The organism is Polaribacter sp. R2A056_3_33 (assembly GCF_019278485.1).
GTDB lineage: Bacteria > Bacteroidota > Bacteroidia > Flavobacteriales > Flavobacteriaceae > Polaribacter.
Genome location: NZ_CP058984.1, coordinates 3,108,367 through 3,122,977, shown reverse-complemented (window position 1 = coordinate 3,122,977; position 14,611 = coordinate 3,108,367). Strand labels below are relative to the sequence as shown.

Genomic DNA, 14,611 nt, shown 5'->3' with positions numbered 1-14,611 from the left:
TAATCTACTTATTAATTTAAGAGATTACTTCGTCATTCTTCCTCGTAATGACGTTATTTCTTCAACAATACCTTAGCTGCTTCTTTTGCAAAATACGTAATAATAATATCTGCTCCTGCTCTCTTCATAGACAACAAGCTTTCCATCATTACTTTTTCTCCATCAATCCAACCTTTTTCTGCAGCAGCTTTTACCATTGCATATTCTCCACTTACATTATAACATGCAATCGGACGGTCGAAATTGTTTTTTAAATCTCTTATGATATCTAAATAAGACAATGCTGGTTTTACCATTAAAATATCAGCTCCTTCTTGATCATCAAAAGTTGCTTCTCGCATTCCTTCATCTCTATTTGCAGGATCCATTTGATAGGTTCTTCGGTCTCCAAAAGTAGGAGCAGAATCTGCAGCATCTCTAAAAGGACCATAAAAAGCGGATGAATATTTTACAGCATACGCCATAATTGGTAAATCTACAAAACCTGTATTGTCTAAAGACTGACGAATCATATCAATCGTTCCGTCCATCATTCCCGATGGCGCAACCATATCTACACCTGCTTTTGCATGCGAAATAACTTGTTTTGCAATATTTACTAACGTAGCATCATTATCTACATCATTGTCGTGTATAATTCCGCAATGACCGTGAGAAGTATATTCACAAAAACAAACGTCTGTAATTACATATAAACTTGGGTAGTTTTTCTTGATAAAACGAATTGCTTGTTGCATAATTCCGTTATCATTCCAAGTTTCTGTTCCTTCATCATCTTTTGTTGATGGAATTCCGAATAATAAAACGGCAGGAATATTTAATTCGACCACCTCATCTAATTCTTTAGAAATTCTATCTAAAGAAAAACGTTTGATCCCTGGCATAGAAACAATTTCAGTTTCTATATTTTCTCCTTCTTCAATAAAAAGTGGATAAATAAAATCGTCTACAGATACTTTAGTTTCTCTAACTAATCTTCTAATTCCTTCTGTTTTTCTTAATCTACGAGTTCTAAACATAACTTTTACTTATGTCAGGTCGAGCGCAGTCGAGACCTAATTTATAAAAACCTCTCGACTGCGCTCGAGGAGACATTCTTTATTATTTTTAATACCTGTAAAATTAGATCCTTTATAGGAAATACGTCTCTATCTTGAATAATACAAGTTCACCAATTCTAAAAGGCTGTCTACACTTGGCATGTTTGCTACTTCTACTTTTTCAAAATATTTTCTTGCTTCTACCGCTGTAGTTTCTCCAATACAAAAAGCAACTCTATCTGGGTTGTTTTCTTCTAAATAACTTTCAATTCCTGATGGACTGTAAAACAAAACTCCAGAAACTTCATCATCAATTTTTTCTGAACTTAACATCGTTTTGTAAGCCTCTACTTCCGTTACTTGTATTCCTTCAGCTTTTAAAGAAGCTGGTAAAACATCTAACCTTAGATTACTACAAAAATAGGTTACTTTTTTAGTGTCTAATTCTTCTGCTAAATATTCCGCTAATTTCTTAGCATTTTTTGCAGCGTGCGCAACTTTACCTATTCTGTTTTCAATTAGTTTTTTAGTTCTTCTACCTACACAGTAAATATTCTTAAAATTCATTTCTTCTCTTGTGAAAGAATTTAAAAGTGCTTCTACTCCATTCTGACTTGTGATAATAACGTTTTCTATTTCGTTTTTCATCACCTTAGCAGGAATTCGATTAAAACGGATTTTAATAAAATCACTATCTTTTACGCCAATGGTTTCAGATACTATTTCTTTTTGAAGCTCAGAAAGTTTCTTTGTAGAAAATATATTTTGTAATGTTTCAACAGCATCTTCTGCGTCTTCTGCCATTAACTCTTTTCCTCCTTTATTAATTACATAATCTGCGCAATCTTTAGCCAAATAACGATGGCTTCCCATTTTTGCATTTTTAGTAACTGTAATTTTTTTAGTACCGTCTTTTTTTAATAAAACTCCTTTAAAAACTACTTCTTCGGTTCTTGCATCAATATAAGCCAAAGCTCCAATTGGTGCAGTACAACCACCTTCTAAAAGGTTTAAAAATTCTCTTTCTATACCAACACAAACCTTTGTTTCGTAATGATTTATTTGCTCACAAGCATCTCTTACAAAATCATCTTTTTCTAAACAAGCAACCATAATTGCTCCTTGCGCTGGTGCAGGAACCATCCATGTTAACGGAATTGCTTCTGCATCTCTTAAGCCTAATCTTTCTAAACCTGCAGCAGCAAATATTGCTCCGTTCCAAGTTTCACTATTCTCTAATTTTTCTAAACGTGTGTTTACATTACCACGTATTCCTTCTACTTTATGAGTTGGGTAACGATCTAACCACATTGCTTTTCTACGGATACTACCCGTTGCAATAACACCATCTGGTTGTCCAAAAAACTCTTCGTTATCTTTTAAAACCAATACATCTATATAATCTGCACGCTTTAAAACAGCAGCTTGTATAATACCCTGAGGTAAAACAGTAGGCACATCTTTTAAAGAGTGTACAGCAATATCAATATCGCCATTTAACATAGCAACATCTAAATTCTTAGTAAAGACACCTGTTATTCCTAATTCATATAAAGGTTTATCTAAAACAATATCGCCAAAAGATTTTATAGGTACTATCTCAGACTCATAGCCCAACTCCTTTAATTCTTTGCGCACTTTATTAGCTTGCCAAAGCGCTAATTGGCTATCGCGAGTTCCTATTTTTATTATTTTCTGCATGGTATTGTGGTTAAGATTTAAAAACCTTATTAATTACTTGTAGGCTTTGTGTAACAGATGTTTCTTCATCTTTTAAATGTTTCACAAATTGGGTGGTTATTTTCTGTATAAAACGTGAAGTTAAGATTTCTGCCTGACTTTCATCAAAACCAGCAATTTTTTTCTTCTGAAAATTAATTTCGTCGTTTGTAATATTTTCTAATGATTTCTTTAAAGCTGCAATTGCAGGCGTAAATCTTCTATGGTTTAGCCATTCATTAAATTCTGCTTTGTGAGTCTCTATAATAGCTTCTGCATACGGTACTTCTTGTTGACGAACCGCTAGAGTTTCATCAGTAATTTTAGAAAGCTCATCTATATTTACTAAAGTAACTCCATTAAAGTCAGTTACATCTTTTGCCACATTTTCTGGCATTGATAAATCTAAAATTAATAAATCTTTATTCTTAGCAATAAGTTCTTTTGTAATGGTAGGTTTATCTGCTCCTGTAGAAACAATTAAAACATCTGCTTTTTCTATTTCATCAGATAAGTTTTCTATTACTGATTTTCTAATAGTAGCATGTTCTTTTACAAATTCTGTTGTTTTCTCTTCCGTTCTATTAATTAGACAAACAGATTTATTTTGCGTGTATTCTGCTAGGTTTTTACAAGTGTATTTCCCCATTTTACCTAAACCAAAAACTAAAATATTTTTAGAATTATAATCTGGTAAATGTTTAATAAGATATTGAATAGCAGCATAAGAAACAGATGTTGTTCCAGAGCTTAACCTTGTTTCATTTTTAACTCTTTTGCTTGCTTGCAATACAGAGTTAATTAACCTTTCTGAATACGCATTGGTCGTTTTTAAAGATTTTGCTACTTTATAAGACTGTCTTAATTGTCCTACAATTTCGTAATCTCCTAAAATCTGACTCTCTAAACCGGTACCAATTCTAAATAACTGATGTATTGCTTCTTGGTTTTTATAAACATTAGAAACTTTAGAGAACTCCTGGATGGTTCCTTCAGAAAACTCACACAACAATTCTATTAATTGACATGGTCTTTCTGCAAAACCGCTTATTTCTGTTCTGTTGCAGGTAGAGATAATAAAGACCCCTTTATACCCTCTCTCTTTTGAAAGTTTTAACAACGAAACTTGATTTTCTTTTGATAAAGAAAATTTTCCACGTGTGTTAGCATCCGCTTTTTTGTAACTAACGCCAATATTATAAAAGTGCTCTTGCCTGTGCTCTTGCATATTATTCTAAAAGTTGGACAAAAGTATAAACTTCAATTAGAAAAAAATGTCGCTTAAAGGACTATTTATATCGTTATATGTTTTTTAATTAATTTTTATCCATAAAACACCCTAAAAGCATTACTTTTGCTATGTAATTGAGTTTTTATTTCTTTTTATATAGAATGATTCTAAATAAAAAAAATGAAACTAAAAAGATAAGATATGTTCAAAAATGTCGGAGAAAGTACATTTGAAGAAATTACTTTAGAAAAAGGGTTTTATGTGCTTCATTTTCAGAACGAAAGTAAAGAAGTAGAAAACTTTGAAAGGAAAATAAATAATGCCTTTATACAAATTCACTTTTGTTTAAGAGGGAAATCTAAATTTTTATTTAATAATGGCACCTACTCTTTTGATGTTCTAGACAATAGAGCAATTTTATTATACAATCCGCAAGGAGTTTTACCCATCAATTTAGAGATTCAACCAAAAACAACATTGGTTTCATTGTTAATTTCTATCGAAAAATTTCACTCCTTATTTTCTAAAGAATCAGGTTACATTCCTTTTTTGAGTAATGAAAACAGTAACAAGAAATATTACGATGACACAGAAATAAAACCAACTGTTTCTATTATTTTACAACAAATTATCAATTCTAAAACAAATAACTCTATTAGAGATTTATATGTTAGAGGTAAAGTATACGAATTGTTAAGCATCCATTTTCAGAAAGAAGAAAATCCAGAAGGCGAGTTTTGTCCGTTTTTAGTAGATGAACAGAATGTTTTAAAAATTAGAAAAGCCAAAGAAATTATTATTGCAAGAATGGCAGAACCACCAAGTTTACAAGAACTAGCAAATGAAATTGGTTTAAACATAAAAAAATTAAAAGAAGGTTTTAAACAAATTTACGGAGATACTGTTTATAGTTTTCTGTTTGATTATAAAATGGAATACGCTAGGAAATTGTTAGAGAGCAATCAATTTAATGTAAATGAAGTTGGTGTAAAAGTTGGCTATAGTACCTCTAGCCATTTTATAGCAGCCTTTAAAAAGAAATTTGGCACAACACCTAAGAAGTATGTAATGAGCTTAAAAGAGTAAGCAAAAATAAAAGTACATCTTTTTAAAAAACTTAGAAACAAAATTAATTTGGAACAATTAACACATTACGATATAGAAAACAATCAAAAACAATTTCCGATAACAATTGTTTGCGATGCCATTAGAACACCTGAAAACATAGGAATGTGTTTTAGAATTTCAGAAAGTTTTGGAGTGCAAAAAATTTATTTTCACGAGAATTCACCTTCTACAGAAAATAGAATTGTAAAAAAAACGGCAAGAAATACGGTAAATCAAATTGAACATGACGTTTACAACAATTTTGATGCGCTAATACAGCAATTAAAGCAAGAAGGAAACACCATTATTGGTATAGAAATTACTGATAAAAGTATCGATATTCAAGATTTTAATTTTAAAAATTATGAAAAAATCGTATTACTTTTGGGGAGCGAAAGAAATGGAATTGAAAACATAAATTTACTGGACGAAACAATTGCAATACCAATGTACGGTAGAAACTCTAGTATGAATGTAATACATAGTTTAGCGATTACATTGTATGAAGTTACAAATCAGTTGGCAATAAGCAGTAAGCAAAAATAAAATTCTGAAACAAGTTCAGAATAAAAAATAAAATAACAAAAGTCTATTTTTTCAATCTAAAAACTTGAAATTTTAAAACTTTGAAACTTTTTTAAATGAAGGGAATATTACTTAACAATTTAGGATCACCAGACTCTACAGAAACACAAGACGTTAAAAATTATTTAGGAGAATTTTTAATGGATGAACGCGTAATTGACATTCCGTATTGGAAACGTTGGTTACTAATTAACGGAATTATACTACAAACAAGACCCAAAAAAGCAGGTGCCGCTTATAAGAAAATCTGGTGGAAAGAAGGTTCTCCGTTAGTGGTAATATCTCAAAGATTTACAGATAAAGTGATTAAAAAAGTAGAACTACCAGTTGCCTTGGCAATGCGTTATGGTTCTATGACCATGGAAAAAGGGATTAAAGAATTGGTTGATAAAGGGGTTACAGAAATCTTTTTAGCGCCATTATATCCTCATTACGCAATGTCTTCCTACGAGACAGTTGTTGTAAAAGCTGAAGAAATTTTAGCTGAGAAATACCCACAAGTAAAATTAGACGTTTTACCAGCCTTTTATAACGAGCCTGATTATATAAAAGCAATGAGTAATAACATTGCCAATCATTTAGAAGGGTTTGATTACGATCATATTTTATTTTCTTACCATGGAATTCCAGAGCGTCATATCATGAAATCAGACGTTACCAAAAACCACTGTAAAATAGATGGTTCTTGTTGCGAGCGTAACTCTGTTGCACACCACACATGTTACAGACATCAATGTTTTGAAACAACCAAAGAAATTGCGAAAACCTTAAATTTAAAAGAAGGCACATATAGCAATTCTTTTCAATCTCGCTTATTAAAAGACCCTTGGTTAAAACCTTATACCGATTTCGAAATTGAGAAATTTCCTGGCGAAGGTAAAAAGAAATTAGCCGTTGTTACACCAGCTTTTGTTGCAGATTGTTTAGAAACTTTAGAAGAAATTGCCATGGAAGGTAAAGACGAATTCATGAAGTTTGGTGGTACAGATTACAAACACATACCATGTATGAATGACAATGACGATTGGGTAGATGTAATGGTGAAATGGATTAACGATTGGAAGAACAAGTAAAATTATAAGAAGCTATTTCCTGCTTTACATTATATCTTTTTTCTTCTGTTCTCGATACAAATTTGCAAAAAAGCAAATTCACTCAAACTGACAGAAAAAAGGATGCCATTTCAAATGCAAAGCATTCAACGACTCAATAAAAATTTTAAAGTGGAGTTAATCAGGGCTAAACTTGTTTGCAAACAAATAGTGAAACATAAAGCACATTTAAGTTTTCATATTTCATTTCGAAAATAACTTTCTTAATCGATTGAGAAATCTAAAGATAAATAAATTTTAGATCCTCTTAATACTTCTTTCGAGATGACATCGATAAGAATAAATAAAAATTAAAAGATTATGGATTTCCTATACGTAAAAGCACTACACATTATTTTTGTTGTTACTTGGTTTGCAGGGTTATTTTACATTGTTCGTCTATTTATGTATCACGTAGAAGCAGAAAAAAAACCAGAACCTGCTAAAGAAATTTTACAAACTCAATACAAATTAATGAGCAAAAGATTGTGGTATATAATTACCTGGCCTTCTGCTATTTTAGCAAGTTTTTTTGCTTTCTGGATGTTGTATAAAAATCCTGTTTATTTAGAAATGCCTTGGATGCACATAAAACTTACTTTTGTTTTAGCATTATATGTTTATCACGGCTTATGTCATAAAATATACAAACAGCTACAGAATGATGTTATAAAATACACAGCATTCAAATTAAGAATTATAAACGAAGCACCAACAATTATTTTATTTGCAGTAGTCTTTTTAGTAACACTAAAATCTGCCATAAATTGGATTTGGGGCGTTGTAGGTATTATCCTTTTTGGAGTAATATTGATGTTAGGGATTAGACTCTACAAAAAAATAAGAGAAAAAAGATCTTGGGAAAAAGCTGAGAGAGAGGTTTTGGAAAGTGATGATAAAAAAGAATAAGTAAATAAAACTCATTTCAACATAAACTATTTTATAAATTAATCTCTTAGATTAAAAAATATGAAAAATAAAATTTTAGCATTCTCTATCCTTATCATCTTATTTTCTTGCACTTCTAATGATGAGCAACCAGAATTTTATGGATTGGGAGATTTTAGCGGTAATTTTAGAGTTAGACAATTTACCCCTTCAATACAAACATATTGTACAGGTAGTTCTGTTGACGACTCTATTGATTTAATCATTAATTCTGATGACAGCTTTATTCATAGAAAATACAAAAGAGATGCTAATAATAATTGTGTATACTCAGAAACCTTAACCGGTAAATTTACAATAACCCATAGCCGTTATAATAAAATTTGGGGATCTTTTAAATACGACAACTCTGATGTTGAAAACTACTTTAGTCTCAATCCAATTATTGACGGAAAACATCACGAAATTATTTTTGAATTTGAAAATCCTAACACGGAAAATCCTAACCAAATATTTTTTTACAGAATCGATTAAATTACCCTCTTATACTTTGTTCAAACGGAATTCTATTTACAATAGACCTACCTAGAGTAACTTCATCTGCATATTCTAATTCATCACCCACAGAAATTCCTCGCGCAATTGTAGATGTTGTAATTTCAAATTTTTCTATTTGTTTAAAAATATAAAAGTTAGTCGTATCACCTTCCATCGTAGAACTTAAAGCAAAAATTAACTCTTTTACTTCTCCGCTTTCTACTTTCTTAACTAAACTTTCTATTTTTAAATTCTGAGGACCAATTCCTTCAATCGGAGAAATCTTTCCTCCCAAAACATGGTACAATCCATTAAATTGAGACGTACTTTCTATCGCCATAACATCTCTAATATCTTCTACCACACAGACAATCTCCGGCTTTCTTTTTACATTATTGCAAATATCACACAAAGCTGTATCAGAAATATTATGACACTTTTCACAATTCTTTACATCATTTCTTAAATGCAATAAAGCTTCCGATAGAAACTTTGTATTGTCCGAAGGTTGTTTTAATAAATGTAATACCAAACGCAATGCAGTTCTCTTACCAATTCCGGGTAAACGAGACACCTCATTTACGGCGTTTTCTAAAAGTTTTGATGAAAAATCCATAACTGCAAATTTAACTCAATAAAAAGAAAAGATTCAAGAAAAACATTCTTTTATAATTGAAATACTTATCTATTTTCTTTCCCCTAATATCTATTCTCTATTCACTAAAAATCCTATATTGTGCATCATAATTCAACATTCGTAATTACTACATGCAACCACTTTACATACTACTATTAATAGTCGCTTATTTTACCGTATTAATCGGTATTTCTTACCTCACCGGAAAATCTGCAGACAACAAAACCTTTTTTAAAGCAGACAACTCTTCACCTTGGTATTTAGTTGCCTTTGGTATGATTGGTGCTTCACTTTCTGGAGTTACCTTTATTTCGGTTCCTGGTTGGGTAGAAACAGATTCTATGAGCTATTTTCAAATGGTTTTGGGTTATGTTGTTGGATATGCTATTATTGGTTTGGTTTTACTTCCGTTGTATTACAAACTAAATTTAACATCTATTTACACCTATTTACAAGATCGTTTTGGTAATTATTCTTACAAAACTGGTGCTAGTTTCTTTTTACTTTCTAGAGTAGTTGGCGCTGCATTCAGACTCTTTTTAGTAGCAAATGTGTTACAAGCAATTTTATTTGACGCTTACGGAGTTCCGTTTTGGGTAACCGTTTCTATCACAATTCTCTTAATTTGGTTATATACTTTTAAAGGAGGTATCAAAACCATTGTTTGGACGGACACTTTACAAACCTTATTTATGCTAATTGCAGTAGGCGTATGTATTTACACCATTTCAAACGAAATGAAAATTGACAATCTATTTACCTATGTTGCCGATAGTAAAATGTCTAAAACCTTCTTTTTTGATGATATAAAGGCTGGAAATTATTTCTGGAAACAATTTTTATCTGGTGCATTTATTGCCGTTGTAATGACCGGTTTAGACCAAGATATGATGCAAAAAAACTTAACCTGTAGAAATTTAAAAGATGCTCAGAAAAATATGTTTTGGTTTACCATTGTGTTGGTAATTGTCAACTTTTTCTTTTTAGCTTTAGGTGTTTTATTAACAGATTACGCACAACAAGCAGGAATTGAAGCACACAAAGACGAGCTTTTTCCTATTATTGCAACACAAGGAAACTTAGGTTTGGCTACTGCTCTATTCTTTTTATTGGGTTTAATTGCAGCAGCTTATTCTAGTGCAGATTCTGCGCTAACATCTTTAACTACTTCTTTTAGTATTGATATTTTAGAAATTGATAAAAAGAAGGATAAAAACGAACAAGAAAAAATAAGAAAGAAGATTCATATTATTTTCTCTTTTGTCTTGATTGCAACCATTTTAATCTTTAAATATTTTATTGCAGATGCAAGTGTTATTGCCAAAATATTCACATTTGCAGGCTATACGTACGGACCTTTATTAGGTTTGTATGCTTTTGGAATGTTTACCAAAATAAAGGTAAAAGATAAATTAATACCTGCCATTTGCATAATTGCTCCGATTCTTACATATGTAATTAGTTATTATTCTAAACAAAAATTAGGTTTTGACTTTGGCTTTTTTGTGTTGGTTTTAAATGGCCTTTTAACTTTTATTGGACTGTATTTAGCTAAGAAGTAATTTAGTTTGTTTCTAACTTTGTTTTTAGATAAATTCGCTAACTTCTGATATAATTATTAAAACGAGGATATATCATCAAATAAATGAACCATTTGGTTATAATTTGATACTTAATGAATTTGAAAAGTATAATTTTGAGATAGTATTTCACCCAAAATCACAAGACTGGATAAAAAATGATATCAAAAAAATTCTTAAAACAACAAATGTTAGTATAAAATCGAGTGATTCGTTACTAGAACTATAATAACCAATTGCAACACCTTGTAAATTTTATTTCGGTTTTAGCTCACTTGGAAAATTCCTCCTTATATCATCAAAAAATTAGTTTGCATTATTAACACCGACCCTTTTACGTTACTTTTAGCTGCTAGAAAGTTTAATGTTACTATTATTTATCAAAAACAACACTACTTTAAGTATATAAATTATTAAAAACACCAGAATAACAAACCTTATGAACAACAGAATAATAGCCTTTTTTATAATTATCTTATTAAGTAGTTGCGTAACATACAATTATAAAAAACAGGGGTTTGTAACCAAGAAAGAATACTTAAAAGAAATTCCTTTCACCTACGAAAACGGATTTATATTTATACCAGTAACAATTCAAGAAAAAGAGTATAATTTCCTTCTTGATACAGGAGCTGAATTAAACCTAATTGCCCCAACAATATCAAGTGAATTAAATGTAAAACAGCTAAAAAAAGGAACTGTTTCAAATGGTAGTGATTCAGTAAAAAAAGTAGAGAGAGTTCAAATAAACTCAATAAAAATAGCAGGTATTGAATTCAGGGAGACTGTTAGTTTAATTTGGGACGTATCTAAATTTGGAAAATATATTAGATGTAAAAAAATAGACGGTATCATTGGAAATAATTTGATGAGAAAAGCCAATTGGCAAATAGATTATCAAAAACAAACTATTAGAATTACAGATAACAGTGAAAGATTTGAAATATCAAGTAATTCTAAAAAAGTAAAAATGAATTCTGAAGAGGTTGGTAATATTCATTTTAACCTAAGAATAGGTCAAAAATCAAATTATTTTACTTTTGACACTGGGTTTAATGGCTTTATTCAAACAGGAGATACAACTTTATTAAAAAACAATCCGTCGATTACAAAGGTTGGAATAAAAGGTTTTAATTTTACAGGAGCAAAGCAAGGAGAGACACACTTTAAAAAGCTAGATAGTTTTCAAATAAACGAACAACTATTTAAGCGACCTTCTTACCTCTTAATTAAACCAGGAAACTCTTCCCTTTTAGGTAATGACTTTTATGAAAACTACATCATTACAATAGACTGGAAAAATGATTATTTAATTTTAGATAAGACAGAAAAATTAGATTCTATTCTGCCAAATATTTACGAAGTTGGTTTTTTTACAGATTATGAAAATAATACAGTTACAGTAGCTAACATATATGATAAAAGCAAACTGGTTGGAAAAATAAAGCCGAATTCAAAAGTGCTAAAAATCAACAATATAGATTTAATTGAGTTAAAAATAACAGGTAAATTCTGTGACTTGTGGAAAAAAGAATGGAAAAAGTTAATTACCAACGACATTTTAAAAATTGTTATAGAATCTGATGGAATACAACAAACAGTAGAGATAAACAAAATTAAAACACCTTGGTAATATCCTATAAAATTAACTACAGGTTTTAACCTATTTTATAAAGTAGTAAGTTGCCGATTTACTTTCGCCTTTTAGTACTTAAAACAAGTAAAAAATCTTAAAAAACAATAACTCCTGTTTGTTTAAATTAATATCATGAAAAAATCAATTTCAATTATTGGCTCCGGACCTTCTGCCCTACTTTTAGCCGCTTTTTTAGATACCAAAAAATTTGATATTACTATTTATGAAAAGAATAAAACAGCGGGTAGAAAACTTTTGGTTGCAGGAAAAGGTGGTTTTAATTTAACTCATTCAGAGACTATAGCTAGTTTTATAGAACGCTATACTCCTAATGATGTTTTAAAAAATGGTTTACTAAGTTTCACCAATGATGATTTTAGAAATTGGTTACAATCCATTGGAATTCCTACTTATATTGGTAGTAGCAAAAGAATTTATCCAGAAGAAGGTATAAAACCAATTACTGTTTTAAATACTATTTTAAATCATTTAATAGGAAAAGGAATTGTTTTTAAATACGAACATACTTTTTCTGGTTGGGATGCAGAAAATAATTTAATAGTTAATGATGCAATTATTCATTCTGATTATACCATTTTTTCTTTAGGCGGTGCAAGTTGGAAAATTACTGGTTCTGACGGAAGTTGGTTAGAAACGTTTCAAGAAAAAGGTGTAAACACGACTCCGTTTGAAGCTTCTAATTGTGCTTTTAAAATTGATTGGAATCTAGATTTCATCAAAGAAAACGAAGGAAACCCTTTAAAAAACATTGCTATTTCTTGTGCTGACAAAACACAAAAAGGAGAAGCTGTAATTACCAGATTTGGAATAGAAGGAAATGCTATTTACGCATTGAGTCCGCAGATTAGAACACAACTAAAATCCGAAGAAAAAGCAATGGTTTACATCGATTTTAAACCTACTTTTTCACTAGAAGAAGTTAACAATAAAATTATAAATCCCTCTTTTAAAAACACCACACAAATTTTAAAAAAAGGATTAAAATTAAGCACTTCTCAAATAGAGTTACTTAAAATTCATCTTTCTAAAGAAGCATATCTAGATGCAACAATTTTATCAAAATATATTAAAAAATTTCCTATAGAAATTACAGGCTTAGGAAAGTTAAATGCTGCCATCTCTACGGTTGGCGGAATTGAATTAAATGCAGTAGACACTCATTTTCAGCTACATAAAATTCCAAATCAATTTTGTATTGGAGAAATGTTAAATTGGGATGCTCCAACAGGAGGATATTTAATTCAAGGTTGTGCAAGTTCTGGAGTTTATCTTGCAAAACATATCAATAAAAATCTTTAAAAAGGGGGATTTAGAGTGTTAATACTCTTAAAATATTCTGTATTTTTACTCTATAGAATTTATATATAATGTCTAAAGATTTAAGTAATTACAGAAAATCCTACGAAAAACAAGAACTTTTAGAAAGTACTTGTCCAGAAAATCCCATGGAATTTTTCCAGACTTGGTTTCTAAAAGCCGATTCATCAAACATGGTAGATGAAAGTAATGCCATGACTGTATCTTCCATTGGTTTAGATGGTTTTCCTAAAAGCAGAGTTGTTTTATTAAAAAAGTTCACTTGGGAAGGTTTTATTTTTTACACCAATTACAATTCAGAAAAAGGAAAAGCAATTGCAGCCAATAGCAATATCTGTTTGTCTTTCTTCTGGCCTGCCCTAGAACAACAAATTATTATAAAAGGAAACGCAGAAATATTAGCCGAAAACTTATCTGACGGTTATTTTGAATCTAGACCAGACGGTAGCAAATTAGGTGCTTGGGCATCTAACCAAAGTGATATAGTTACTTCTAGAGAAGAATTAGATGGTAACCTAAAAACTTTTGAAAACAAATTTGAAGGAAAAGAAATACTAAGACCTAAGCATTGGGGAGGGTATTTGGTAAAACCAATTTCTATAGAATTTTGGCAAGGGAGACCAAATAGAATGCATGACAGAATAAGATATACCTTAGAAGAAGATTTTTCTTGGAAAAAAGAAAGATTAGCACCATAAATTTTTATATTTACAACTCAACAATTAGAATTGAATGAAAACTTTATACATTGTTAGACATGCAAAATCTTCTTGGGAATACTCAGGAATAGAAGATATTGACAGACCTCTAAAAAAACGCGGCATAAAAGACGCACATTTAATGTCTAAATTCTTATCAACAGAAATAGACAGACCAGATGTTTTTGTATCAAGTAGTGCCAATAGAGCATTACATACATCAATTATTTTTTGTGAAAACTTCGAGTTTCCTTTATCTAACCTTCAAGTAAAAAGACAGTTATATAGCTTTAGTGATGGTTATTTGGTAAAAACAGTAAATGCTTTAGATGACGGCTTTAATTCTGCCATCATTTTTAGTCATGATCACGGTATCAATACCTTTGTAAATAAGTTTGGTAACAAACCTATTTCGCATGTATCAACTTGCGGAGTTGTAGGTATTCAGTTCGAAGATAAACATTGGAAAAACATAAAAAAAGGGAAAACGTTTATGATAGAATTCCCTAAGAACCATAAATAAA

At 30.4% G+C, this 14,611-nt stretch carries 14 protein-coding genes; 10 read left to right on the top strand and 4 right to left on the bottom strand.

What is annotated here, in order from left to right; all coding sequences use genetic code 11:
- Window positions 1-53 precede the first annotated feature (53 nt).
- The 3 genes from hemB to hemA form a co-directional block, all read right to left on the bottom strand.
- On the bottom strand, window positions 54-1,019 hold the full coding sequence (gene hemB, locus H0I29_RS13140; protein ID WP_218733113.1) for a porphobilinogen synthase: 966 nt from the start codon (window positions 1,017-1,019) through the stop codon (window positions 54-56).
- 129 nt (window positions 1,020-1,148) lie between these two features.
- A complete protein-coding gene (gene hemC / locus H0I29_RS13135; RefSeq protein ID WP_218752702.1) occupies window positions 1,149-2,741 on the bottom strand; it encodes a hydroxymethylbilane synthase in 1,593 nt (530 codons plus the stop codon).
- Window positions 2,742-2,751: 10 nt separating this feature from the next.
- Window positions 2,752-3,987 (bottom strand): glutamyl-tRNA reductase, encoded by a 1,236-nt coding sequence (gene hemA, locus H0I29_RS13130; RefSeq protein WP_218733111.1) that lies wholly within the window; start codon window positions 3,985-3,987, stop codon window positions 2,752-2,754.
- A gap of 204 nt (window positions 3,988-4,191) precedes the next feature.
- On the opposite strand from hemA, the gene H0I29_RS13125 reads away from it, so the two are divergent.
- The 5 genes from H0I29_RS13125 (at window position 4,192) to H0I29_RS13105 (ending at window position 8,195) form a co-directional block, all read left to right on the top strand.
- Entirely contained in the window at window positions 4,192-5,076 is an 885-nt protein-coding gene (locus tag H0I29_RS13125) for an AraC family transcriptional regulator (protein WP_218733110.1), read from the top strand.
- A 48-nt stretch (window positions 5,077-5,124) separates the two neighbouring features.
- Entirely contained in the window at window positions 5,125-5,643 is a 519-nt protein-coding gene (locus H0I29_RS13120) for a TrmH family RNA methyltransferase (protein ID WP_218752701.1), read from the top strand.
- A gap of 95 nt (window positions 5,644-5,738) precedes the next feature.
- Window positions 5,739-6,755 carry a ferrochelatase gene (gene hemH / locus H0I29_RS13115; protein ID WP_218752700.1) on the top strand — a complete coding sequence of 339 codons (1,017 nt, stop codon included), beginning with the start codon at window positions 5,739-5,741 and terminating at the stop codon, window positions 6,753-6,755.
- A 339-nt stretch (window positions 6,756-7,094) separates the two neighbouring features.
- Entirely contained in the window at window positions 7,095-7,682 is a 588-nt protein-coding gene (locus tag H0I29_RS13110; protein WP_218733107.1) for a CopD family protein, read from the top strand.
- 60 nt (window positions 7,683-7,742) lie between these two features.
- Window positions 7,743-8,195 (top strand): hypothetical protein, encoded by a 453-nt coding sequence (locus tag H0I29_RS13105; RefSeq protein WP_218752699.1) that lies wholly within the window; start codon window positions 7,743-7,745, stop codon window positions 8,193-8,195.
- Between the two features lies 1 nt (window position 8,196).
- Here H0I29_RS13105 and recR read toward each other — a convergent pair whose 3' ends face one another.
- Complete coding sequence (recR, locus tag H0I29_RS13100; RefSeq protein ID WP_218733105.1) at window positions 8,197-8,814, bottom strand: recombination mediator RecR; 618 nt, start codon at window positions 8,812-8,814, stop codon at window positions 8,197-8,199.
- A 152-nt stretch (window positions 8,815-8,966) separates the two neighbouring features.
- Here recR and H0I29_RS13095 point away from each other — a divergent pair, with 152 nt between their 5' ends.
- The 5 genes from H0I29_RS13095 to H0I29_RS13075 all read left to right on the top strand — a co-directional run bounded on the left by H0I29_RS13095 (window position 8,967) and on the right by H0I29_RS13075 (window position 14,610).
- Complete coding sequence (locus H0I29_RS13095; RefSeq protein ID WP_218752698.1) at window positions 8,967-10,397, top strand: sodium:solute symporter; 1,431 nt, start codon at window positions 8,967-8,969, stop codon at window positions 10,395-10,397.
- A 457-nt stretch (window positions 10,398-10,854) separates the two neighbouring features.
- The gene (locus tag H0I29_RS13090; RefSeq protein WP_218752697.1) at window positions 10,855-12,048 is read left to right on the top strand and encodes a retropepsin-like aspartic protease; all 1,194 of its coding nucleotides are present in this window, start codon (window positions 10,855-10,857) and stop codon (window positions 12,046-12,048) included.
- 135 nt (window positions 12,049-12,183) lie between these two features.
- The gene (locus tag H0I29_RS13085; RefSeq protein WP_218752696.1) at window positions 12,184-13,371 is read left to right on the top strand and encodes an NAD(P)-dependent oxidoreductase; all 1,188 of its coding nucleotides are present in this window, start codon (window positions 12,184-12,186) and stop codon (window positions 13,369-13,371) included.
- 68 nt (window positions 13,372-13,439) lie between these two features.
- A complete protein-coding gene (gene pdxH, locus H0I29_RS13080) occupies window positions 13,440-14,087 on the top strand; it encodes a pyridoxamine 5'-phosphate oxidase (protein ID WP_218752695.1) in 648 nt (215 codons plus the stop codon).
- 34 nt (window positions 14,088-14,121) lie between these two features.
- A complete protein-coding gene (locus H0I29_RS13075; RefSeq protein ID WP_218733100.1) occupies window positions 14,122-14,610 on the top strand; it encodes a histidine phosphatase family protein in 489 nt (162 codons plus the stop codon).
- The last annotated feature ends 1 nt before the right edge of the window (window position 14,611 follow it).

What these genes read in the sequence shown, in the direction of transcription:
- hemB (WP_218733113.1), bottom strand. Translation starts at nt 1,019, where the DNA reads ATGTTTAGAACTCGTAGATTAAGAAAAACAGAAGGAATTAGAAGATTA.
- hemC (WP_218752702.1), bottom strand. Translation starts at nt 2,741, where the DNA reads ATGCAGAAAATAATAAAAATAGGAACTCGCGATAGCCAATTAGCGCTT.
- hemA (WP_218733111.1), bottom strand. Translation starts at nt 3,987, where the DNA reads ATGCAAGAGCACAGGCAAGAGCACTTTTATAATATTGGCGTTAGTTAC.
- H0I29_RS13125 (WP_218733110.1), top strand. Translation starts at nt 4,192, where the DNA reads ATGTTCAAAAATGTCGGAGAAAGTACATTTGAAGAAATTACTTTAGAA.
- hemH (WP_218752700.1), top strand. Translation starts at nt 5,739, where the DNA reads ATGAAGGGAATATTACTTAACAATTTAGGATCACCAGACTCTACAGAA.
- H0I29_RS13110 (WP_218733107.1), top strand. Translation starts at nt 7,095, where the DNA reads ATGGATTTCCTATACGTAAAAGCACTACACATTATTTTTGTTGTTACT.
- H0I29_RS13105 (WP_218752699.1), top strand. Translation starts at nt 7,743, where the DNA reads ATGAAAAATAAAATTTTAGCATTCTCTATCCTTATCATCTTATTTTCT.
- recR (WP_218733105.1), bottom strand. Translation starts at nt 8,814, where the DNA reads ATGGATTTTTCATCAAAACTTTTAGAAAACGCCGTAAATGAGGTGTCT.
- H0I29_RS13095 (WP_218752698.1), top strand. Translation starts at nt 8,967, where the DNA reads ATGCAACCACTTTACATACTACTATTAATAGTCGCTTATTTTACCGTA.
- H0I29_RS13090 (WP_218752697.1), top strand. Translation starts at nt 10,855, where the DNA reads ATGAACAACAGAATAATAGCCTTTTTTATAATTATCTTATTAAGTAGT.
- H0I29_RS13085 (WP_218752696.1), top strand. Translation starts at nt 12,184, where the DNA reads ATGAAAAAATCAATTTCAATTATTGGCTCCGGACCTTCTGCCCTACTT.
- pdxH (WP_218752695.1), top strand. Translation starts at nt 13,440, where the DNA reads ATGTCTAAAGATTTAAGTAATTACAGAAAATCCTACGAAAAACAAGAA.
- H0I29_RS13075 (WP_218733100.1), top strand. Translation starts at nt 14,122, where the DNA reads ATGAAAACTTTATACATTGTTAGACATGCAAAATCTTCTTGGGAATAC.